The following is a 23,465-nucleotide window of genomic DNA, read 5'->3' as shown; positions in this document are numbered from 1 at the left end:
CGTAGAAATATTAGAAATAAAACAAATAGTTACAAATATAACAATCATAATTAATGTGACATTTGTGACTATGTAGTTCACTTTGTATTTTTAGAAAAATATTTTAATATGAAACTACCCTTTTTCCCTTTGCAATCTGTCTTCTTTCCTGGTGAAAAGGTGCCTTTACACATTTTTGAGGAAAGGTATAAACAACTTATCAATGACTGCCGTAAAGAGGCTATTACTTTTGGTATTCCCGTGTATATTGATGATAACATTGCTTTTGGAACTGAGGTTCAGTTGATGGAAGTTGTAAACACCTATGAAAGCGGGGCAATGGATGTAGTATGTGTTGCGCGACAGATATTCAGGGTGATATCCTTTGAGAATTCAATGAATAATAGATTATACGCCGGTGGCGAGGTACAATTCATTGACAATATTAAGGACAGTGAATTATCTGTCAAAGAAGGAGTATTTCAAAAACTAAAGGAGTTATATCAACTAATGGAGGTTCCTTTTGCACCCATTGAGCTAGAAATGTTTAATAGTTATACCCTTGCCCACAAAATGGGTCTTTCATTTGAACAGGAATACCAGCTATTACAGTTAGCAAGTGAAAAGGAACGTTTAGAATTTATAATGAATCACTTATTGACAACCATTCAGGTTCTGAATGAAGTTAATCGTACTAAAATACTCATAGAATTGAATGGTCATTTCAGAAATTTTGATCCATTAGATTTTAAAGCGTTTAAAATTTAGTTTAAATACTGAAGGGATGTCTATTTATTTTCCTATTCAGAACTATACTAATATATGGGAAGAAAATTTTTGTTATTTGTGCGTAGTGGTAGCTGTATATTTATTTGGTAAAAAAGAAATGTAAAAACAAACTATTGTAAAAACCACTATTATCACTTAAAAACTAAATAATATGATTGCGACGTATTATCTCGAATACATTTGTGATTGTTAAAAGTACAGATATAAAATGAGTTATATTAAACCCTGCAAATAGACCTAAAATTTTAATAATTTGATTTTTGCATTAACTTTATAACTTGATGTTCTAAGACTAATTTGTCGACAAATGCTGATTGATAACTCCATACTAAAAACCAAATTTTTTCTGCCGCAACCAACGTCTGATTTTATTGAACGCAAAGGTCTTAAAGTAAAATTTGATGAACTAAAGGAGAAGCCAGTGATGCTGGTGTCAGCTTCTACAGGTTATGGAAAGAGCACTGTTGTATCAGCTTTTCTTAAGAATCGGGAAGAAGACCATGTTTGGCTTTCATTAAGTGAAAAGGAGAATGAATTTCAACGATTTGTCCTTTATTTTATTAAGGCCATTCAAGGGAAGGTGCCTGGTTTTGGTGAGCATGCGTTAGAATTGGTGTATGCGCCAGAACCTCCTGCTGTTGAAGAATTGGCAGAGCATATTGTTAATGATCTGGCCGAACTGGATAAGCATGTATTTATGGCAGTTGATGACTATCACCTTATCAGAAATAATGATGCTCATCTTTTTGTCACAAAATTATTTCAATATCCTCAGCCATTCTTCAGGCTTATCATTGTCACACGACGTGATCCAGAATTACCGTTCTCATTATGGAGGGGTAAAAATATATTAATAGAAGTAAGAACATCGGACCTCAAGTTCAATCGTAATGAAATAGCAGCCTTTTATGAGCAGGCCGTTGCCCATTGTCCTGAAGATAATGTACTTTCCAAAATTGTGGAAGCAACAGAAGGATGGATTTCTGGCTTACGTATACTGATGCTTACGGCCAATAATAGGGAAGATTTACAAAATCACATATCAAATTTCAATTACAAAAACTCCCGGGTCATTCATGAGCTTATTGATGCTGTGCTCGATAACCAGTCTGATATAGTAAAGGACCGACTACTCAGGTTATCAATATTGAACCAGTTCAATGTGGATTTATTTTCTGAATTATGTTTGAACGAAGAAGAGAAGGAAAACAAAGAGATTAGATTCAATGAGTTTACTTTGGATTTAATCAATTCTAACATGTTTATCATTGCGCTGGATGATAAGCACAGTTGGTATCGTTTTCATCATCTATTTACTGAGCAATTATATGAGTTATTACTGACAAAATATGACAATAAGAAGGTAGGTGAACTAAGGTTGAAGGCGGCAGATTGGCACTATGAAAATAATATTCCGGAGGATGCCATTAAATATTATCTGCAGGCAAATCAGGTTACGCAAGCACTTGATATTTTTATGGAATACAGGCTCAAACTTATTTCAGAAACCCGTTTTCAGCAGTTAGAACTCATATTCAATATGTTTCCTGACAAGATTGTTGAAAAGAATGGCATATTACTCGTTACGAAAGGATGGCTTCTATTGCAAAAAGGAAATATTCCTGAAATGGCCAGGTTTATTAAGCCTCTGGAACAATTTCTTCTACGAGAAGGACACCCTCAGGAGATACTCGATTTATTAATTGGCGAACTACATGCTATGAAGACCTTTGATCGATATTTGTCCGATGTGGATATGCAGGCATGTCTTAAACATTGCAAGCAGGCAATTAAGTTGCTAAGAGGTAGAAATCCTTATGCATGCGGCATGGCCTGGGTTTATTATGGGGCAGTAATGCAGCACCTGGGTCAACCGTCGAAAGCAAAAAAAGAAATTTATGAAGTGCTGGAGAACAATGATAATGCCGTCATGAAAGGACATTTGTTACTGATACTATGTTTCATTGATTGGTTTGAAGGTAATTTAGGCAGCATGATCAAAACTGCTGAGCATTTACTTCGGCTCGGGCATAATTCAGGAATAAAAATGGTGACTGCAAACGGAAATATTCTGACAGGCATCGCTTATTATTATCAGAATAATGATGAAAAAGCCCTGGATTATCTATTGGAATCTCATGAATTACGTCGATATACGTATTTGCATATGAGTTTTGCTACGGGAATGGCGCTTGCTGATATTTATGCAAAAACAGGCAAAATTGAAGAGAGAGATGCTATTATCCAAGCGTACGAAACAACAGCTTTAAATCAAGGGGGAAAATTGTTTAATAAAATCACGAAATCTGCATCCGCAGAATTAGCATGGAGAGATCAAAATAATTTATCCGGTTTAAAATGGGCCAAAGAAAACGATTATAAAGACTTCTTGCCACTTGCTAATTTATTTTCTCCTGAGATTGTGCAGGCTCGTATTCTGGCACTTGATGATGATCCTTCTTCTAATAGCCTGGCTCAGGAAATACTAAATACTACGATTCCCTTTTTCGAAGGGCAAAATGATATAAATGTTCTAATTCGTGCCTTCACAATACAGGTTGTACTTTATTTCAAAGCCGGCGAATTGAAAAAAGCATATAACATACTGGAGAAAGTAGTTAAGCTGTCTAGTGTTGGTCAATTAATAAGACCTTATTTGCAATTGGGGAAATCGATGAATAGCTTATTGATCGAATATAAAAAAACAGCTATAATCAATCCACACATTGATGAAATTCTTCAATACTTTCAAAAAGAATCAAACATCCCGATGGAAAAAGTCATATTAACCCAAAGGGAGAAAGCAATTTTGGTTCTTGCTGAAAAGATGACCAATAAAGAAGTAGGCAATCAACTATTCATCTCCGAAAAAACGGTTAAAGTACACATCACCAACATCAATAGAAAGTTGGATGTTGTAAACAGGTTTGACGCTATTGCTAAGGCAAAAGAATTAGCATTGATTTAGTTTATCCTGTCTTGTTCTGATTCACTTTCCATCCGACATAATTCGGTCAATATAAGTTTATCAACCAAAGGTTTCTAAGACCCTACTAAGCCTACTAAGACCATTTTAAGACCCTCTAGGTCTTGATTTCCAACCCCTTATTTCTTTATTTTGCTTAAGAAGCTTTTCATTAAATAGATATGGAACCTCAAGAATTTATTAAAAAATACACAGGCCCTGCAACTTACCAGATTACCGTTAAGGGCAAGGTTGATCCTGCGTTTATGAATCAGCTCAATGATCTTTCTGTTTCTCACACGGAAATACATGGTCATGCATTAACCACATTAACCGGAAAAATTGCAGATGAGGAAGCCTTAAATGGCCTTTTAAATATCTTATTTGATCATCAATATCCCGTCATCTCATTGATGAAATTTGATATATAATCCAAACTGATGAGAAGCAGTATAAAAAATAACTCTAAACCAAAAAAAATTAATAATTAAACTTAAAAAGGGAAAACATGAAAAATTTAGAACAAGGCGATAACAAAAATAATTTTTCACGTCGTAAATTTATAAAGGGATCGACAACTGCAATTGCGGGCGCTTCTGTACTAGGCTTAAGTACTGTCACTTGTGCACAGGAGACTCCTCAGGACAGTAAAGTATCGCCACCAGAGCCTGAGTCACCAGATACTTCTGTTCGATGGGAAACTCCACATGGCGACCTCTACAATGAAAAGCGTGGCTACAGCGACAGAGAAGTGACCGGTTGGAAGGGGCAGTATGTTTATGGTGCAACCGTTGGTATTCTCCAGCTACCTGCTAACATTCCCATGCTTCCTGGTGATGTGGGGAATCCTACAACCTTTAATTTTCCTGTAATTTATGAATTGATTGAGGAAATTGACCCATTTTGGGTTTTGGCTGAAAAACCTCACCCAGTGGTTATGGAAAAAGTTATAGCTGCCTGCAAGCGGCTCACAATGCAGGGCGTCAAGTCAATCATTGGTAACTGCGGCTTTTTCGCCAACTACCAGCCTGAGGTTGCAGCATCCCTCGACCCGGGTGTACAGTTCTTCCCTAGTTCTCTGAACCAGGTTCCTATGCTCTTGAACAGCGTTGGATCCAACAAGAAAGTTGGTATTCTCACCGCAAGTAAGAAGTTGCTGATGCCTTCACCTGCCCTCAAAAACGTTGGAGTAACTGCTGAGGGCATGAAACGAATAGTAGTCTACGGGAACGAAGACGGTGAGCAGATGAAAAGAATCACGGGTGAAACGGGCGCATTTAATCCCAAAGCCTTAGAGAAGGAGTTAGTCGAGTTGACAAAAACAATGATGAAAGAACATCCGGATGTTGGAGCTGTGGTGCTCGAATGTACAGAGTTCCCTCCCTATGCCCACGCCATTCAGGGTGTTTGTCGCCGCAGCGTATGGGATTTCACAACAATGGCAAACTTCATGCACGCCGGGGCCATGAGGGCGCCATTTACAGGATGGATGTAATTGATCAGCGATAATATAATACATTAATACCTCAATGGAAAGTCATAAAAGTGATACCTGCGGGGCTATTTGGATTCCTTAATATAACTATTATGAAAATAAAATCTAGTCGGGAACAAACAATTCCATTTATTTTAAATCGCATAACAAGTAATAAGCTGTTTGGTATCATAACTGGTCATTCAGTAGTTCGAATAGCATCCCTTGCTTGCTGGTTCGTGATCGTATCAATGTTCACGGGATGTCATGTCGGGTCTAAGTTATATAAAACCAGCTTTACCCAATACAACGATGCTGTCCGTACTACACTTGATCAGCAGATGCTGGCCAACCTCGTTCGGATGCGCTACTTACAATCGCCTATTTTCCTGCAGGTTTCGAGTCTAAACACCTCATTTGTTGTTGGAGGGAATGTTGGGGCTTCGGCCGGTAATGGAGGTGCATATGGCGCCAATATTGGTGGTTCGTATGAGGAGCGCCCAACCATTTCGTTTTCTATGCCAGAATCTAGGGCGTATTATGGTCGGCTGTTGGCGCCGCTCAGCGCTGACCAGGTTACTTCCCTGGTGTTAGCAGGATTTGACAGCGAACTTGTGTTCCGAACGGCGGCAAGGGGAATAAACGGTTTGAGGAACATTAACGCCGATTACGGAAATACATCAGAGGAGACTATAATGTATGCTCAATTTAAGGAGGCGTTTGGGCTCATCAAAAAGCTCCGGACCACGGGAATCGTTGATCTGGAGTTGGGAGGTAAGGAAACGTCCTGGTCGAGCCCTGTTAAGGTAGACGCGAAAGGCGAAATGTCCCAAGTCCTTTTACTAGGAGCTGCTAGTTACGCTATGTCGAATGACGCAGAAATTGTCTCTTACCCTGACGGTAAATGGCAGACGCATAGGTATGAAAAACACATGGCTTTGCGGTTTGCTCCTGCCGCGATAAACTCAGCAGATGCACAGCGCTTGAAAAAGCTTCTTGGATTGGATATCCATCGAAATAATTTTTCCATCGTAGAAGCGGAAATGGTCAATGCCGAAAAAGCGCGAGGTGTGCTTGGGCAATCGCCGGGAGCACTGGATTCTAGCGTGGTTTGGACTGAGGTTGGCCTTCGTGGGCGCTCAATGCTTGAGATCATGCAAGTAGCATCAAAGGAAGTACGCGTTCCGCAAACGGATATCGAGCTTGGTATCGCAAGTGCCAACCAATCACGGGACCAATCAAATGACACTGGTGAAGCCGATTGGCTTGTAATTAAAAGTTCAGACTCTAAATCTTCAAGTGGTAGTTTGATGGTAGAATATCGTGGCCATTGGTTCTATATTGATGACAGTGACCTTCAATCTCGGGAAACATTTGCTATGATTACTGCTCTTTTCGCTGTAGTTGGCGGAACAGTACCTGGTGCGCATCCGGTCCTGACGTTGCCAGTGAAGTAGATTTCTGAAAAATGAAACTATGAAGACAATTAAAAAATGGCCTCATTCTTTAAATTTTAATACTAGTAGATCAATATGAGATATCATAGATATGTACTATGGCTTTGTGTGATTTAGAAAATTAATTATGAGTTGCGAAGATGGACCTGAGTTCTCTGGAGCAATCATGGCAAATACTGGTAGGTATAATTCGGCAAAAGCAGAAAATGAGATTATTGCAGTTGCTAAACAAATGGTTAAGGAAAATAAAGATATTGGCACTATTCTACTGGAGTGCACTGAGCTGTCCCCACATGCTGTTGCTGTTCAGCATGCAGTACGCAAGCCAGTTTGAGATTATACAACATTGACAAACTGGATCTATTCGGGCTGTGTTCGCCTACCTTTCACCGGTCATACCTAAATTAATCAAGGAGAATTAAAAATTTTTCTGTAAAAAGCGGCTTGCCTGGATATGTTAGAGAGGTGTTTGTATAAAAGGTTTACTATTAGATTTATTATATACAACAATAGTTGAAAAATCACAAATAATCGATGTTTTATAGATTTAATGAGGGTTAAGTGTAACACTATTATGTGTTGATTACTTTCCTTTCTAAAAACTACTATTCCAAAGTTTGCTGATTCTTAAAAAGATTAAATCCAATTTATCGTTTTATTAGGGTAAATGCGGTCCGTTTCCTATTTTTGTCTCTTAACGAACATAAATTTTATTATGAATCTTCACGAATACCAGGGAAAAGAAATTTTAGCAAGTTTTGGAGTACGAATTCAACGGGGTCTCGTTGCCCATAACCCAAAGGAAGCCGTAGATGTAGCAAAACAACTTACGCGTGAGACCGGTACTAAATGGTTTGTGATAAAAGCACAGGTACACGCAGGAGGAAGGGGTAAAGGAGGAGGCGTAAAGCTGGCAAAAAGTTTAAAAGAAGTAGAAGAAGTTTCTGGTAATATTATAGGAATGAATTTAGTTACCCCTCAAACTTCGGCGGAGGGTAAAAAAGTGCATCAGGTACTGATTGCGGAAGATGTCTATTATCCGGGAGAAAGTGAAACAAGTGAGTTTTATGTGTCCGTTTTACTGAATAGGTCTACTGGAAGGAATATGATAATGTACTCCACAGAAGGGGGTATGGATATTGAAGAAGTAGCGGATAAAACTCCGCACTTAATTTTTACAGAGGAAATAGATCCTGCTGTTGGATTATTGCCATTTCAGGCCAGAAAAATAGCCTTTAATCTGGGGTTATCGGGAATTGCTTTTAAGGAAATGACCAAATTTGTTACAGCCCTTTATAAAGCATATGAGCAAAGTGATTCTAATATGTTTGAAATAAACCCGGTTCTTAAGACATCGGATAATTTGATAATGGCTGTTGATGCCAAGGTTTCTATAGATGATAATTCGCTATACAGGAGAAAGCAATATGCTGAAATGCGGGATTTACGTGAAGAGAGCCCTATTGAAGTGGAAGCACGCGCTGTAGGATTGAATTACGTGGATCTTGATGGAAACGTAGGTTGTATGGTCAATGGAGCCGGATTGGCAATGGCTACAATGGATCTGATTAAAATGGCAGGCGGGGAACCGGCTAACTTTCTGGATGTTGGAGGTACGGCTGATGCCAAAAGGGTGGAAGAAGCCTTTCGTATCATATTGAAAGATACTGCTGTGAAGGCTATCCTTATAAATATTTTTGGAGGTATCGTCAGATGCGACCGGGTAGCACAGGGGGTAGTAGATGCGTATAAAAATATGGGAGATGCTATCAAAATTCCTATTATTGTTCGATTGCAAGGTACTAATGCCGAATTGGCCAAGGAGATAATTGATAATTCTGGATTGGCCGTGCATTCAGCAGTTCAATTCCAGGAAGCCGCTGATAAAGTAAAAGAAGTTTTAGCTGAAATATAAGTTTACTAAGATTCGATTAAAAAGGGCGATGTGATAAACATTGCCCTTTTTTAATTAGGATTGGTTGGTTAATCAGAATGAAATTCTTTATTAAAACTATGTTAAAATGGGACAGTATTTGTAACATCTTTAAGCTAATGGCGTCTATTGTTACATATTCATCAATTATTAAACAAACAAATCATGAGAAAATTCAGTTTAATTTTAGTAGCTGCAACACTGCTTGCTTCAGGAAATCTTTTTGCAAATGACATGGACAAAACAAACCCTCAAAAAAGTCTTGCGACCCAAATAGGGAAACTTTTAAAAGAAAACACATTACTGGCTGAAAATTATGATTTGACAGCTAAAATCCTTTTTACTGTGAATAGTGAAATGGAAATTGTTGTCATTTCTGTAGATACCAAAGATTCGGATTTAGAATCATTTGTCAAAAGTAAACTGAACTACAAAAAAGTTGAATTGGAAGAAGTAACAGAAGGCAAAATGTATATGTTGCCCATACGCGTTCAAGCGTAGTGAAACTTTGTGAAAAAAAGTCCTGAAGAAATTCAGGGCTTTTTTTTGTTTTTGTATTTGACATAACTAAGATCCGGTTTTTTCTTTGTCTTTTCGTATTTCTTGGCAGGAGTGCCTTCCGGTTTTCTTGTTTGTTTTAAAACCTCTATTGGGATTTTCGGATTTTCTTTTGTACCTCTTAAATGAATAACTAAACCATTGAGGAAATTACGCAATACCTGATCTCCGCATTCACGGTATTTAGGATGCCCTTCTTTTCGGCAAAAGGCACCGATCTCACTTTTTGAAATTCGAAAATCAACCAATTCAAGAATTTCTACAATTTCATCATCCCGAAGCATTAATGCCACCCGAAGTTTTTTTAATATATCATTATTGGTCATACCAGGCATTTTATGCAAGGTATTACAAATAACCAAGCCATTCCCCATTTTAGGACTTTTGGGCCAATTTTTATACGAAATTGGGCATTTTGGTGTTATAGATATGATTAAATTAAGGGAGGGATTAACAATTAAGGGTATGAGTTCCTATAAAGAAAAACTTAGCATATTATCCGAAATGATTGCTTTTGCAAAGGCAGATCATGCTTTAAAAGATACTGAATATAATTTTCTGTTCGGTGTGGCGGTTAGTTTGGGTATTGATAAGGAAATATTTAATTCGCTTCTCGACAAACAGGTAAAAATAATCGTGCCTAAAACACAGGCTGATCGTATTCTTCAATTCCACAGACTGGTACTGTTAATGAATGTTGACCAGGAACAACATCAAATAGAAATTGGTAAATTACACGATATTGGATTGGGCATGGGTTTACCTCCATCTGCCATAGAACAGGTACTTACCGTTATGCACGATTACCCTGATATGATAATTCCTCCTGAAGTGCTTATCAATATTTTTAAAGCACATTACAACTAAATTTAAGTATCAATCTTCCATTAAATTCATTCTTCCTTCTAAGAATTTAACATGTAATTTAAAAAAGCCTTTTAGCAACAAAAAGTTTTTGCTTTGTAGTTAAGTTTATGCGCCATAATGGCACTAATATAATTCGTTACCAAGCCAAAAAGGCAGTTAATTGAACTTGGTATATGATTTGACTATTATTAAACAAGTAAATAAGTTTAATAAAAAATATATCACCATGAGTATAGTTAAAAGAAATAATTTGGTTTTTCCTTCCCTAATGAATGAAATCCTTAAACCGGATTGGTTTGGGGGACTGGAAAATTATGGGAACACATTTCCTCCAGTAAACATTCAGGATAATGAAACAAGTTTTGAGTTAGAATTATCTGTTCCAGGAAGAGTAAAAGAAGATTTCAATATCGAAATTGATGAACAGGTTTTGACAATTAGCAGTGAAGCGAAAAAAGAAGAAGTAATTAAAGAAGAGGGTTACACGCGGAGGGAATTTTCTTATTCTTCATTTAAAAGATCGTTTACGCTTCCAGAAACGGTTAATGAGGAGGGAATTAAAGCCTCTTATGAAAATGGTATTTTAAGTTTTAATCTACCTAAGAAAGAAGAGTCACTTCCTAAACCCAAAAGATTAATTGAGATTGAGAAATAAGTATTAAAAATACTATGTGGTGCCCTCTTAAGGGTATTCATAATGGTTGGTTTGTTTAGTTGGTTAGGAAGAGCGCCTTGATTATTCAGGGCGCTCTTTTTTAGCTTTGGTGTTGCAGCATTTTTATTTCATCTCTGAGTTTTGCGGCATGCATAAAATCCAAATCTTTAGCTGCTTTTTCCATTGCTTTTCTCTTGTCTCGGATCAGCTTTTCCCTTTGCTCTTTCGTAATATATTGTAAGTCAGGTTCTGCAGCCCTAATTTCTTCTTTTATAAAATGGTAGGTCGAGACAGAATTCTTGGCCAGTGCATTGTCTAAACTTTTATTAAGCGCCTTAGGAATGATATTATTTGAAATATTATACGCTGTTTGTTTTTCCCGTCTATAATTCGTCTCATCAATCGTCTTTTGCATGCTTGCTGTAATTCTGTCAGCATACATAATTGCTTTGCCGTTTAAATGGCGAGCTGCTCTTCCAACAGTTTGCGTTAATGAGCGGTTACTTCTCAGAAACCCTTCTTTGTCTGCATCCAATATGGCCACAAGGGATACCTCAGGCAAGTCTAAACCTTCTCTTAACAAGTTAACTCCAATTAAGACATCAAAAACCCCTTTTCGTAAATCCTGCATTATTTCAACCCTCTCCAATGTGTCCACATCACTATGAATATATCGACATCGAACATTGATTCTTGCAAGATATTTAGCGAGTTCCTCGGCCATTCTTTTGGTCAGTGTTGTTACAAGGGTACGTTCGTCTAATTCTACCCGTTGTTGTATTTCTTCTACCAGATCATCAATTTGATTTAAACTTGGACGGATATCTATTTCCGGATCTAAAAGGCCTGTAGGACGAATTATTTGTTCAACAAAAACACCCTGACTGTTCTGCAATTCATAATCTGCAGGGGTAGCACTAACATAGATTACCTGATTCTGAATTGCTTCAAATTCTTCAAATTTTAAAGGACGGTTGTCCATGGCTGCCGGCAAGCGAAATCCATACTCCACAAGATTTTCTTTTCTAGACCTGTCACCTCCATACATTGCATGCACCTGAGGTATTGTAACATGACTCTCGTCAACAATCATTAAGTAGTCATCCGGAAAATAGTCCAGTAAGCAGAATGGTCTGGTGCCAGGTTCACGACCGTCAAGATACCTTGAATAATTTTCGATACCCGAGCAGTATCCTAATTCTCGGATCATTTCCAAATCAAAATTGGTACGCTCTTCGAGTCGTTTGGCTTCAAGGGGTTTAGGAATACTTTTAAAGTATTCCACCTGATTTACAAGATCTTCCTGTATCTGATGAATGGCTCCCTGAAGGATGTCGGGTGAGGTCACAAACATATTTGCCGGATATATATTTAGGTTTTCATATCGCTCCAATGCCTTATTTTTATATGGATCAAATGCTTCAATTTCTTCTATCTCATCCCCAAAGAAATGGATTCTATAGGCGTGATCAGCATAGCTTGGAAATACATCTACGACATCCCCCTTTACTCTAAAATTTCCATTTCGGAAATCTGCTGTCGTTCTTGAATAAAGACTCTGTACAAGTTGATGGAGGAATTTGGTTCTGGAAATAACCTGATCTTTCTGAACTGAAACTACATTTTTTTGAAATTCCACAGGGTTACCAATACCGTATAAACAGGAAACGGAAGCCACTACAATAACATCTCTTCTTCCGGATAACAGAGACGAAGTAGCACTAAGTCGCAATTTCTCTATGTCCTCATTTATAGAAAGATCCTTTTCGATATACAATCCAGAGGTAGGAATATAAGCTTCAGGCTGATAGTAATCATAATAGGAAACAAAATATTCAACGGCATTTTCAGGAAAAAACTGTTTGAATTCAGAATATAGTTGAGCGGCTAATGTTTTATTGTGTGCCAAAACCAGTGTTGGCCGTTTAACTTCTTCAATTACATTGGCCACTGTAAACGTTTTACCAGATCCCGTAACTCCTAATAATGTTTGATAACGTTCACCAGTTTCTATACCTTCTGTCAGCTGTTTAATGGCTTCAGGTTGGTCTCCTGTTGGATCAAATTCCGATACTACCTTAAATTTCATTTAGCAAAGTTACAAAAGGGTAATTATTATTCTTAGAAGGATATATATTATGTATGTTTTACCTTTTCAAGGCAAAAAATCCCTGGATTTCGTTATTTAAGTTATCCCTTGCCTTAAACCAATAACTGGAGGCGGGTAGTGGCTGTCCGTTAAATGTGCCATCCCATCCCTTTGAAGTGGGCATAATCTGGGCTAATAATATCCCATACCTATCAAAAACATGAATATAGGAAAGTTGAATTTCATTGCTTTCACGAGGGGAAATATATTGCCAATAGTCGTTGATACCGTCCCCATTGGGAGTGAAAAACTTTGGAAAATCATCAGGGTTCAATTCCCTTTCAATGATCCTCTGCGCAATTCCGCATCCATTCTTATCATTAACATAAATAGTATGGGTGCCTTCAGTAAGCCGGTTAAAGATGGCCCTATCCTGATAAGGACCCTCTATATTGTCCAGCGCATACTCGTAATCCCCAAGTCCGCTGACCTCAATCTGTATTTGTCTTCCATCTACTTCCTGAGAGCTACTAACTGAAGTAATCTGGGCTATTTCAGATAATATTACATTAAAATCTTTAGATATTCCGCACTCAAATGTTTCCCCTCCCTGTAGAACGAAATTATATGCCTCATAGCGATAAGACCCTACTTCAGAAAGTGAAACTTCTGAGGTTGAGGAAAGTAAAGATTCAGTGCCATCTTCATTTATTTTAAACCATCTAAAACCTTCTGCTGCATCATCCGTACTAATCAGTGTTGGGATGTCATTCTTACACAGCCCAATCTGACTTGGAAAATTGCTTTCTGGTTTTCTTGGGATAATTTCCCCACTTACTGCATCAAAATAGGCATTACAATCAACAACAGCATTCCCTGTTGTAAAACTTTCTTCTGCGCAAGATCCGGCATCCCCGTTTTCATTATATGGGGTAATTGTTACAAAGACAGGACTATCCTGTGGAAAATCACCCAAAGGATTAAAGGTTAATACATTCCCTACATCCAAATTATTCAATAAATCGGTAGCTCCTGCCGAAGTGCCAACCGATAATCTATAGCCTGTAGCAGTCGCAGCATAAGCCCATTGGATTTCACTCTTAACAGATACATTTCCTTCATTATTTACTGGTTCAACTAATGAGGTACAGGGCGGAGGTGTCGTTACTTCTTCCGTGGTAAATGATTCACTTGTACATATGATAAGTTCTCCATCAAATAAAAATAAGCTTATAGTTACCCAAATTGTCGTGCTTTCAGGGAGACCTACTTCGGGAGTATAGCTATTGGTAAGACCTGCTGAACGTCTGTTCAAAATGTCCACGCCCCCAGGTGTGGTTCCAAGGGATACCAAATATCCAACGATACCGGGAACAGGTGGCCACGTTATAGTGGTGTTAACTGGTACTGCCAAAGAACCATTAGTAGGACTGGTAATAGTGGGACAGCTCTGTCCCATTGCCAAAACTAAGTGAAATATGAATAGTATGCTTAGTGCTAACTTTTTCATTTGATAAAAACCATTAATCGGAACATTTTTCATAGCTATTATCTTTTTAATGCAAAATGTCCTTGTATTTGACCACTACTCTCAGAAATTGCCTTAAACCAATAATCAGTTGAGGGTAGGGGTCTCCCATTAAAACTTCCATCCCAGCCATTAGAAGCAGGTTCTATTTGAGCCAAAAGCGTTCCATATCTATCAAATATTTGTATTACTTCTATGCTTAGTTCACCTGTGAAAGGGGTTGGAATAAACTGCCAAAAGTCATTAACCCCATCGCCATTGGGGGTAAAAAATTTCGGAAACCCTTCCAGTGTTAAATCCTGTTCTATGCTTTCTTGTGCTATTCCGCAGCCGTTTTTATCTCTAACATATACTGTATATGAACCAGCAGGGATATTGTTAAAAACATTACTGTCCTGATAAGGACCATTTATATCATTTAAAGCATATTCGTAGTCGCCAATTCCACTTACTTCCACCGTAATTCTAATTCCTGTTTCTAAGGTTGCTATTACTACGGAATTAATAGTTGCCAATTCCGATGATATCAGGTTAAAAATTTGAGATGAAGGACATTCCACAGTACCACTGGCTTGCACTACTGTATTGTATGCTTCATAACGGTACTCACCTGTTTCCGTAAGGGTCGCATTAGATGTGCTTGAGATCAGGGTTTCATTCCCAAATTGATCTATCTGAAACCACCTGAATCCTTCCGCTGTATCTGTTGAACTCACTAAAAAAGGAAGTTCATCCTCACAAATAGAAAAAGTGTCGGGAAAAGATATTTCCGGATTTATGATGATAAGTTCCCCTGTAACTGAATCAAAATAGGGACCGCACCCAATAATAGTGGAGAAAGACTCCTGGGTACAATCTATGGCATTTCCAGCTGCATTAAAAGGAATAATAGTTACAAAAAAAGTCAGGTTTGGTTCAAAGTCGATTACAAATGTTGAATTCGTAGTGAATATGACATTGTCTAATACTTCTGCCGTAAAGGGCGAACTTCCAATAGTTACCCTATATCCTTCAGCATCCGCGACTTCTGTCCATTCTATTAAAGGTGTAACGGGAACATTTATGGCACCGTTTAAAGGGTTAGTGAGAGTTGTACAAGCGGGTGCTATGGCTATGGCGCCGGTTGTAAAACTTTGTTCCGGACAAGGTGAAAGATCACCGTTTTCATTGTAAGGCGTAATTTGAACAAAAACCTGAGTACTTGGTGGCAAGTCCAGAATGGGATTATACGACAGGACATTACCTAGGTCCTGATTATTCACAATATTACCTAGTCCCGGTACTGTACTCATGGAAATTCGATAGCCAGTAGCCGTAGGCGAATAATTCCATCTAATGTTTGTAGCTATGTTTACATTGGTGGCACCATCTACAGGGTTTGTAACCACAGTGCAGGCAGGGGGAATGATAACATCTTCAGTCCGAAATGTTGAGCTTGGGCAGACCACATCAGGGATATCGGCATCAAAAAAGAAAAGTGTAAGGCTTACATATAAATCTCTATTTTCAGGTAAACCGAAAGGGGGAGTGTAAGAAAGGGAATTTCCCAGATTTTCTTGATTAACTATATCCACACCCCCCGGCGTGGTGCCAATAGAAATAACATACCCCGGTACACCTACTACGGCGTCCCAGGTAATGGTTGCGTTAACAGGCACGTTCACAGATCCATTGGCAGGAAATGTCAGTACTGGAGAATTACATACCTGTGCTGATAAATAAAATGACCAGCATAGTAATATATATAAGACGGTATATTTCTTATCTATTCCCAATTTGTATTTTCTAGTTCCAAGTTCAAAACAATTTTATAATTACTTTTTATTTACCTTTTTAGGGTAAAGTGACCCTTAATTTCTCTGCCATCCTGCAATCTTAGATTAAACCAATAATCAGAGGCAGGCAATATGTTAGAACTTGATGTGCCGTTCCAACCTTGTTCTTCGGGATTGATTTGTGTAACAAATTTTCCATAACGATCAAAAATAGAGATCATGGCATTAGGTTGAAATTCTTCATTTATTCCTGTAATTTGCCAGTAATCATTAACTCCATCCCCGTTTGGAGTAAAAAATTTGGGATAGCCCATAACAGAAATATCTTTTACTGCTTCTCCACAGCCATTTGTGTCCCTTACTGTAATGCTTAAAAAACCTGGTTCAATGTTGTAAAAAACATTCTCTGGTTGATAGTTAATCCCATCAAGTGAATATTCATAAATACCCTCTCCGATCACCTCAATCTCCACGGAATTAATATCTGAAAAATCAGTAATATTGATATTCTGAATTATTGGCCTACCCGAAGAAATTACAGCGAATTTTGCGCTATTTTCACAGCTTATTTCCACTCCTCCAATCTCATAAATAAAGGTTGTTTCAAGTATATAATCCCCTACTTCTTTTATACTGACCTCTGGCTTTTCAGATAAAAGTTCTTCCCTGTTGTTTATTTGCTGTGACCATCGGTAAGAACTAAAACCTTCCGGGCCATTTACAGAAAGCTCCTCACCCTCACATATTGTATAATTCTCTGCTAGGAATAGTTTGGGAGATTCAGTAACCACTAATTCTATAGCATCCACGCCCAAACACTGTCCGGAGCTTTCCCGCAGGCCATAGATGGTCGACGTTTCGGAAATGTAAAGATTGTCTACTTCATTTTCTTCAAAAGCCACATCCTCAAGCGTTTCATAAAATCTAATTTCTTCATTAGTATATTTTTCCGCAATAGTTTCAAGGTCAAAGCTGCTCAGTAGAATATCGTCTTCCGAAATTTCGTCGCAACTGTAAAACGGACCAAATGGACTTGCCTCAATACTAACCGGGTATATTTCAAGGAGTAATTCCCCTAAGTATGTGCAACCCAAAATGTTTACAGCTTTGTAATATAACCTTTGGTTAAATGCAGAAGTATTATAATACTCTGTAGTATTGGGAATGCTGATGTCATTATCCCTGTTAGAGATACTTTCATAGAAATAAAAAAGTATATCCGGATCATTATTAATTTTTTCTAAATTAATTGCAGCTATACCATCGGTTGAATTGCTAACATCAAGATCACATTTTGTCAGAGTGATAATCGGGTCTGGAACAGGAATTATTTTCACAAGGGCCTCACCAAGAATAGGACATTCAGAAGGATCAGAGGGTATAATATCCAAACTGTAGCGCCCGGAATCATCAATATCTGCATTTGTTATTTCCAAATAATAACCTGTAGGGACGGCAATTGGAGCTCCATTCTTTAACCAGGAATATGTTGCCCCTGGAATTTCTTCGGCTTCCAGTCTAAAAGTTTCCCCTGTACATATTGTTAGGGTACTGCTTCTCGTTCCATCATTGTTTAGAACCAATTGTGTTTTACCAAAAAACGACTGAATAAAAGGGGGTAACCCCTGGGTAGCGTTCTTTTCCAAAAATACGGCATTGTGTTCATAATTGGCAGCAGCTCCCTTTTCATCAGGATTATTGATAGCCCCTAAATAAGGTGTGCCCTGAAAATAAGTATTCGCTATCGTTCGGTATATTTTTCCATTAATTGCTAATTGCAGTGCCCCTCGAAATATTGTTCTTGAATCTAGTATTACCTCTGAAGCAGAAATATCAGCGGCATTCAAGTCATATTGTAGTAAGTTGGATTTATGCCCTGAATCTTGAAGATTATCGTTTGAAGTATGTACATAAAGATAATCTCCTTCGGGGGAAAACTCCACCCCATAGGGAAATTGGTTCTGTTCAGATGTGGTTATTAGTTGTTGATTAGAGAGTATTCCAGTTGATGTATCAAAATCATAAAGATACAGCCCATCTCTAACATTTGCACTTGCTATTTTAGTACCGTCTGATGAAAATTTCAAGTACCCTCTGGGATCTGCAATGGCTATATCATCAAAACTTGTTTTTACCGGGTCATTTAGCACACCTGCTGCATTTATTTCGTAGGAATAATATGTATTTAATATGCCTGAACCCCCTCTGGCGGAGCCAAGTGTTAGTACCCAGACTGAATTATCTGCACAATCCTTTAGTACAGCTGTTATTTTTTCTGAACTGTCTTTTAATAATTTAACATTTTTTTGAATTACGGCTCCATTTCCATTGTTCAGAGAAATATCTACTACGGTATAATTAAATCCAAAATCGGGATCAACTTCGGCAATTGATGTATCTACCGTAAATATGTAGAATTGATTTGGGTCCTCGGGTTTGGGAACAATAAGTGCGGATTGGGTGCTGGTTGGATCCCCTAACAGGCCTTCACCATTTTGCATTATTTCATTTGTCTGATCATAAACCGTAATCCCATCTGTATAGAAAAGTAAATTACCGAAAGTATCAGAAATGGCCGCACAGCCTTCAAAGGTATTGAGTTTACCATTTTTAAGTGCCGTAACGCTGCCGTCATTATTAAATCTTAACCCTGCTTCATTTCCAAAGTACCAATTGGACGCTTCGCCCTGACCTGAGACAAAAAGGGGGCAAATAATCAGAAAGAGCAATAATGTCCCAATCTTTTTCATAGTGTTCTTCCAAACACCACAAGATACTACAAATCCCTCTTTTTTAGTAAAGCATACGATAAATAGACAAAAATGGCTGTCCAACCCGTGACTATAAGAATCTCATAGAATTGAACATGATAGTCCAGTGCAAGTTCTTCACCAATTTGATCGGCTACTGTTTGTACCGCACTCAATCTTGAAAAAGGTTCTTTAATCAGATTAAACATGGAATTTAAAGGGAAAAAACCCATGATGGCATCAGTAGTTTCACCATCAAAAAGTTTCCATCGGATCATACCCCGTACAAACCCTTCGAAAACCTGCCACAAAATTAGAAAACCTAGTGCAAATGCGGAGCGTTTTACAAGTATTCCGAGAAATAAACAGAATGAGAAGAATCCGACGAGTTTTATGAAAAAAGCCAGTAAAAATTCCATATCAGAAAAAATGATGGAGATTTCATTATAATCTGAATAGATAAGCCCAAGTATCATTGAAACTACAAATACAAATACTGTCGAAATTAACGCAAATGAAATAACGGTAAGAAATTTCGAAAGAATAAATTCCTTTTTAGAAAGCCCATCAATTAAGTTCTGCTTTATTGTTTTATTGCTGTATTCATTTGCCATCATAGAGACTATGACTATGGCTAAGAAAAGTTTGAAAAACGCGGTTATAAACGTGTTGAAATGCCAGATATAGGGAAAATTAAATATCCCCTGTTCCGCTAAATGAAATTTCACAGGTCCAATATCAAACTTTATGGCCGCTACTAATGCAATTGAAGTAAGGAGCACAAAATAAGCAAGGATAAGTGCCCTGCTTGCCTTATTATTCCAAAGTTTTATAAATTCTATCTGTAATAACCTTTTCATTGTTTTTCGATTTGGGAATTTAAACAGTTTGATTTTCAGTAAGTGTTAGGAATTGTTCTTCCAGACTTTCTCTTCTTTTGACCAAATGCGAGAGGACAATACCTTTTTTAAACAGGGAATTATTCAATTCGCGGGCGTTCATCTCCTTTTTTAGAAAGGCCGTAATAAGTCCGTTATACGTTTTAATTTCACCAAAATTTGGATGTTCCTCCAGAAAATTTATTAACACCTCGTTGTCATCAGTTTTAAGTTCAAAGAATCCAAAACTCGCCAACATACCGTCCACACTACCAGAATAAAGTTTTTTACCTTTTCTTAGAATGACTACATGACTGCATACTTTTTCAACTTCATCCAATAAATGCGACGCAAGAAGGATAGTTGTGCCTTCAGAGGCAATCTTCTTTATAATTTCCCGAATTTGATGAATTCCCTGAGGATCCAAACCGTTAGTAGGTTCATCTAAAATGAGAATTTCTGGATCATTTAACAAGGCAGAAGCAATGGCAAGACGTTGTTTCATTCCAAGTGAGTATGTCCTGAACTTGCTGTCCTTCCTTTCCCATAACCCTACAAGTTCCAATTTATCTTTTATTTTTTCTACAGGAACGTCTTTAATTTTACAGACCAATTTTAAATTTTGAATTGCGGTCATATAAGGGTAGAAGTTAGGCCGCTCTATTATAGCGCCGACTTTTTTTAACGCTTCATGGGTTGTGGTATTTCCATCAAACCAGGAAAAACTTCCATTTGTACTATTGACCACATTTAAAACGATTCCTAGCGTGGTTGATTTCCCACTTCCGTTGGGTCCCAGAATACCATAAACATTGCCTTTTTCAATAGAAAAAGATAAATCCTGAACTGCGGTAAGATAACCGAATTTCTTTGTAAGATTGCTTACTGTTAGAATCGTTTCCAAATTAGATGGAGTTTTTAGGTTGTGTTTAGTATACTTGACGAAGAAATCGTTATTTTGTTACAAAAGCAACAAAATTAATATTTAACGTATGTCCGGAGAAAGATTAATGTCGAAGAAGAAACCCGCCTATCCTGTAAGCCCAAAATTGGATGCCTATTTGGACCAGTATAACAGAAAAATTGAAATACCTATTTTTTATGAAGACCTATTGCGTTTTGCGGGTTCGGTTGTAGTGTATGATGATGATGGGAATGATACCCTATGGGTTAGAGTTTATTATTCTGATTCTGAAAGACTTGAGATTGATCAAAGTCTTAAACAGGTATACTCTATTTTACACTCTGATGGCAGTGATAGGATCTTCCAATATTTGAATATTGATGCGGTAGACTATTGTACTTTTGGTAATTCTAAACCCTTCCGTATCAAAGTCAGGAACATTCTCAATGATAACTTTCTGTATTTCTATATCAAGAAAACAGATGCGTCCCGTATTTACGGCCTGGAACTGGAGCATATGTTATCGCCCTATAATTTAAATTTTCTGGTACATAGGGATACCCTGATAGAGGAGCACATTGCCGGTATTCCCGGGGATGTATTTATTAAAGATATGTTACCTAATTGTACAGAATCTGAAAAGGCTCAGCTTGCAAAAGAATTTGTAAAATTTAATGAGCGCTGTATGATCAGGCTATTGGGGGATATGAGATCTTATAATTATGTAATTGTTCCCATGCATGATTTCGATCATGTAGTTTACAAAATAAGGGCTATTGATTTTGACCAACAGAGTTTTGAAGGTAAACTCAAAGTATACCGTCCGCAGTTTTTTAAAGAGAATTACATAATGGTTCAAATGGTACAAAACAAATTACAACGTGATTCTGTTGATCAATATAAGATTGAAGAGCGCTCTATAGTCGCGAAGAGGATTATAAGTTCAGGAGATAGAATTAACCAATTGGTAAATATTTGTAAAGCTGATAACATATCACTGCCAGAAAACATTGAAGCGCTTAGCAAGCAGATTTATGAACTTACATTAGACGTTAACTTTAAGAAATGCAAAACCATGGGGCAATTATTGGATCTTGCTCTCGATTTTGTAAAGCGTAATTACGAAGATGTGAGTATGAAGCAAATTATTGAGAAAAAGATCAAAATGCCATAAAACTTATGTTTTCTGTTCCTTATTAAAATATACAAGGTAGTAATACATTTGCCGTTCCTCATCCCATCCCTTTTCCACGAATTTTTCTGCTGATTCAGGATTAATAAAATCCATCTTAATCTGAATATTCGTGTCCAGCTGAATGATATTTTTTATTTTTTTACGAGTATCAGACACAGCTTTATTCGCTATATCAAAATTGGAAATATCTTCTATACTATATTTTGGTCCTTTCTCTGTTTTATAATGCTTAAATTCGGGGATCAAATCCGGATTCTCTATTACTTCATTCAGGAAATTACTTTCCTCGAAAGCATCATTTTTAGCAAAATGGTTAACAGCCCTGTTCATGAACATAACTTCCTGTTTTTTGTCTTCTGCAGGCAGTACGACATCTTTCGCAAAGTTTTGACAAAATTTCAGATAGTTTTTGGTGTAAAAATTATCGTCAGCCAGGGCATCTACTCCAAGAAAACTCTCTAACCAATATTTCGTATCATACCTATTGCTATCAACAGATAGTACCTTATAACCGTCAGACTTATTTACATTAAAGATTAGGCAGCCTTTATCCAGTTTATTGATATTGATTCCTTGTTGTACAATTAAATCGAGATTGGTTCCATTTTCTGAAAACTGTAAAAAATCCTGTTTTATTTCGCTTTTAAAGATCCCGATCGCATCCGTTTTCTCATTATCGAGAAGTATATCGGTCAGATATGTAATATATATCTCACCACTTTTTATATGAGGATGATTGGATTGATCATATAAATGTTTAGTCAGATTTAGTGATATCTCATGAGTCCGCTCCGGCTTTTCAAAAATATCAGAAACAAGCTTATACACCTCATTAAATTCAATATCAATCTCATGCGTAAGACGATAATAATTTTCCTCTTTTTCTCGAAAGGGCTTAAAAAAGTATTCCTTTAATAAACTATTAGTTTCGTCGTCAAGGATAAAAGGTTCTTTAGAGAGAAACATTGGTTCTGCTTTGCTTTTATTTCCTATACGGTGCAGTGATACACCTTCAATTTGGGTGGCATAGAGATTGATCATAGTAATTCTTTGGGATTAGTCTTTTGGTTTTGTTCGATATTTATTGTGGGGAAGAGATTAGGCATTGATTAAATAGGCATCTGCTTTTTTATTTAAGTCAAATAATATTAATTCCAATTTTCATCAAAATCCATATCATCATAGTTTTCCAGAGGTTCATCAAAATCCAAGGATGGATCCGACTCAAATTTCTTTTCCGGAGGAGCTTCAGGCAATTCACCAAAGCTGAATAAAACATTGGGATAAGGCCTTCCATCTTCTTTTTCAGCTACATCAGCCAATTCAACAAAAAATGTCCACATACTTAAAAAATCATATACATAAATGAGCTTAGGGGTTTCTTCCGTCAGAATATCCTCTAATGAAATCTCGTTCATTAAGCGAACATTGGAACCATTTTCACTAGTGTCAAAAAGAGGAATTTCTTCATCCTGGTTCCACAGCTCATCGCAGGTGTAAAAAGAGGCCATCTCATTTCCTAAAAAACCAAAGGACTGAGTAATAGTATTGTGTAAATCTTCCAGAGTAACATGGCGTTCTATTTCTATATCCCTAAAGATGTCTTCTTGAGTATCCAGGATTATCCTGATTTTATAAATCATTAACTCTAATTTATGCGTGGGGGCAA

Annotated in this window: 20 protein-coding genes; 11 read left to right on the top strand and 9 right to left on the bottom strand. The window is 37.3% G+C overall.

Features of this window, described 5'->3' with window-relative positions; genetic code table 11:
- Positions 1-108 precede the first annotated feature (108 nt).
- The 8 genes from ABJH90_RS09395 to ABJH90_RS09360 all read left to right on the top strand — a co-directional run bounded on the left by ABJH90_RS09395 (position 109) and on the right by ABJH90_RS09360 (position 9,098).
- Positions 109-747: an LON peptidase substrate-binding domain-containing protein gene (locus ABJH90_RS09395; protein ID WP_348138668.1), complete on the top strand. Its 639-nt coding sequence runs from the start codon at positions 109-111 to the stop codon at positions 745-747.
- 328 nt (positions 748-1,075) lie between these two features.
- A complete protein-coding gene (locus ABJH90_RS09390; RefSeq protein ID WP_348138666.1) occupies positions 1,076-3,736 on the top strand; it encodes a LuxR C-terminal-related transcriptional regulator in 2,661 nt (886 codons plus the stop codon).
- Positions 3,737-3,915: 179 nt separating this feature from the next.
- Positions 3,916-4,164 (top strand): hypothetical protein, encoded by a 249-nt coding sequence (locus ABJH90_RS09385; protein ID WP_348138664.1) that lies wholly within the window; start codon positions 3,916-3,918, stop codon positions 4,162-4,164.
- Positions 4,165-4,241: 77 nt separating this feature from the next.
- Positions 4,242-5,228, top strand: a complete 987-nt coding sequence (locus ABJH90_RS09380; RefSeq protein ID WP_348138662.1) for a hypothetical protein — start codon at positions 4,242-4,244, stop codon at positions 5,226-5,228.
- A 92-nt stretch (positions 5,229-5,320) separates the two neighbouring features.
- Entirely contained in the window at positions 5,321-6,664 is a 1,344-nt protein-coding gene (locus ABJH90_RS09375; RefSeq protein WP_348138660.1) for a hypothetical protein, read from the top strand.
- A gap of 127 nt (positions 6,665-6,791) precedes the next feature.
- Positions 6,792-6,998: a hypothetical protein gene (locus ABJH90_RS09370; protein WP_348138658.1), complete on the top strand. Its 207-nt coding sequence runs from the start codon at positions 6,792-6,794 to the stop codon at positions 6,996-6,998.
- Positions 6,999-7,379: 381 nt separating this feature from the next.
- Complete coding sequence (sucC, locus tag ABJH90_RS09365; protein ID WP_348138656.1) at positions 7,380-8,579, top strand: ADP-forming succinate--CoA ligase subunit beta; 1,200 nt, start codon at positions 7,380-7,382, stop codon at positions 8,577-8,579.
- A 183-nt stretch (positions 8,580-8,762) separates the two neighbouring features.
- A complete protein-coding gene (locus ABJH90_RS09360) occupies positions 8,763-9,098 on the top strand; it encodes a hypothetical protein (protein ID WP_348138654.1) in 336 nt (111 codons plus the stop codon).
- A 32-nt stretch (positions 9,099-9,130) separates the two neighbouring features.
- Here ABJH90_RS09360 and ABJH90_RS09355 read toward each other — a convergent pair whose 3' ends face one another.
- Positions 9,131-9,481, bottom strand: coding sequence for a DUF1456 family protein (locus ABJH90_RS09355; RefSeq protein ID WP_348138652.1), 351 nt, complete (start codon positions 9,479-9,481; stop codon positions 9,131-9,133).
- A gap of 139 nt (positions 9,482-9,620) precedes the next feature.
- Between ABJH90_RS09355 and ABJH90_RS09350 the strand changes: the two genes are divergently transcribed.
- Together ABJH90_RS09350 and ABJH90_RS09345 are read left to right on the top strand one after the other, a co-directional pair.
- Positions 9,621-10,022 carry a TerB family tellurite resistance protein gene (locus ABJH90_RS09350; RefSeq protein WP_348138650.1) on the top strand — a complete coding sequence of 134 codons (402 nt, stop codon included), beginning with the start codon at positions 9,621-9,623 and terminating at the stop codon, positions 10,020-10,022.
- Positions 10,023-10,248: 226 nt separating this feature from the next.
- A complete protein-coding gene (locus ABJH90_RS09345) occupies positions 10,249-10,677 on the top strand; it encodes an Hsp20/alpha crystallin family protein (RefSeq protein ID WP_348138649.1) in 429 nt (142 codons plus the stop codon).
- Positions 10,678-10,777: 100 nt separating this feature from the next.
- Here the strand turns inward: ABJH90_RS09345 and uvrB are convergent, their stop codons facing one another.
- Genes uvrB through ABJH90_RS09315 form a run of 6 tightly spaced genes read right to left on the bottom strand, consistent with a single transcriptional unit; the run spans position 10,778 to position 20,601 of the window.
- On the bottom strand, positions 10,778-12,766 hold the full coding sequence (gene uvrB / locus ABJH90_RS09340) for an excinuclease ABC subunit UvrB (RefSeq protein WP_348138647.1): 1,989 nt from the start codon (positions 12,764-12,766) through the stop codon (positions 10,778-10,780).
- Between the two features lie 58 nt (positions 12,767-12,824).
- Complete coding sequence (locus ABJH90_RS09335; RefSeq protein ID WP_348138645.1) at positions 12,825-14,309, bottom strand: T9SS type B sorting domain-containing protein; 1,485 nt, start codon at positions 14,307-14,309, stop codon at positions 12,825-12,827.
- 5 nt (positions 14,310-14,314) lie between these two features.
- The gene (locus ABJH90_RS09330) at positions 14,315-16,069 is read right to left on the bottom strand and encodes a T9SS type B sorting domain-containing protein (protein WP_348138643.1); all 1,755 of its coding nucleotides are present in this window, start codon (positions 16,067-16,069) and stop codon (positions 14,315-14,317) included.
- 50 nt (positions 16,070-16,119) lie between these two features.
- Positions 16,120-18,819, bottom strand: coding sequence for a T9SS type B sorting domain-containing protein (locus ABJH90_RS09325; RefSeq protein WP_348138641.1), 2,700 nt, complete (start codon positions 18,817-18,819; stop codon positions 16,120-16,122).
- A gap of 26 nt (positions 18,820-18,845) precedes the next feature.
- Entirely contained in the window at positions 18,846-19,679 is an 834-nt protein-coding gene (locus tag ABJH90_RS09320) for an ABC transporter permease subunit (RefSeq protein ID WP_348138639.1), read from the bottom strand.
- Between the two features lie 19 nt (positions 19,680-19,698).
- Positions 19,699-20,601: an ABC transporter ATP-binding protein gene (locus tag ABJH90_RS09315; protein WP_348138637.1), complete on the bottom strand. Its 903-nt coding sequence runs from the start codon at positions 20,599-20,601 to the stop codon at positions 19,699-19,701.
- A gap of 88 nt (positions 20,602-20,689) precedes the next feature.
- Here ABJH90_RS09315 and ABJH90_RS09310 point away from each other — a divergent pair, with 88 nt between their 5' ends.
- Positions 20,690-21,775 carry a hypothetical protein gene (locus tag ABJH90_RS09310; protein WP_348138635.1) on the top strand — a complete coding sequence of 362 codons (1,086 nt, stop codon included), beginning with the start codon at positions 20,690-20,692 and terminating at the stop codon, positions 21,773-21,775.
- A gap of 3 nt (positions 21,776-21,778) precedes the next feature.
- On the opposite strand, the gene ABJH90_RS09305 is transcribed toward ABJH90_RS09310, so the two are convergent.
- Both ABJH90_RS09305 and ABJH90_RS09300 read right to left on the bottom strand, forming a co-directional pair.
- Entirely contained in the window at positions 21,779-22,837 is a 1,059-nt protein-coding gene (locus tag ABJH90_RS09305; RefSeq protein WP_348138633.1) for a nucleoid-associated protein, read from the bottom strand.
- Positions 22,838-22,944: 107 nt separating this feature from the next.
- Entirely contained in the window at positions 22,945-23,439 is a 495-nt protein-coding gene (locus tag ABJH90_RS09300; protein ID WP_348138632.1) for a hypothetical protein, read from the bottom strand.
- Between the last annotated feature and the right edge of the window lie 26 nt (positions 23,440-23,465).

The sequence above is a fragment of the Eudoraea sp. genome, assembly GCF_039969275.1.
Classification (GTDB): Bacteria; Bacteroidota; Bacteroidia; order Flavobacteriales; family Flavobacteriaceae; genus Eudoraea.
Note: the sequence above shows the minus strand (reverse complement) of the source record. Positions and strands in the feature narration are given on the sequence as shown.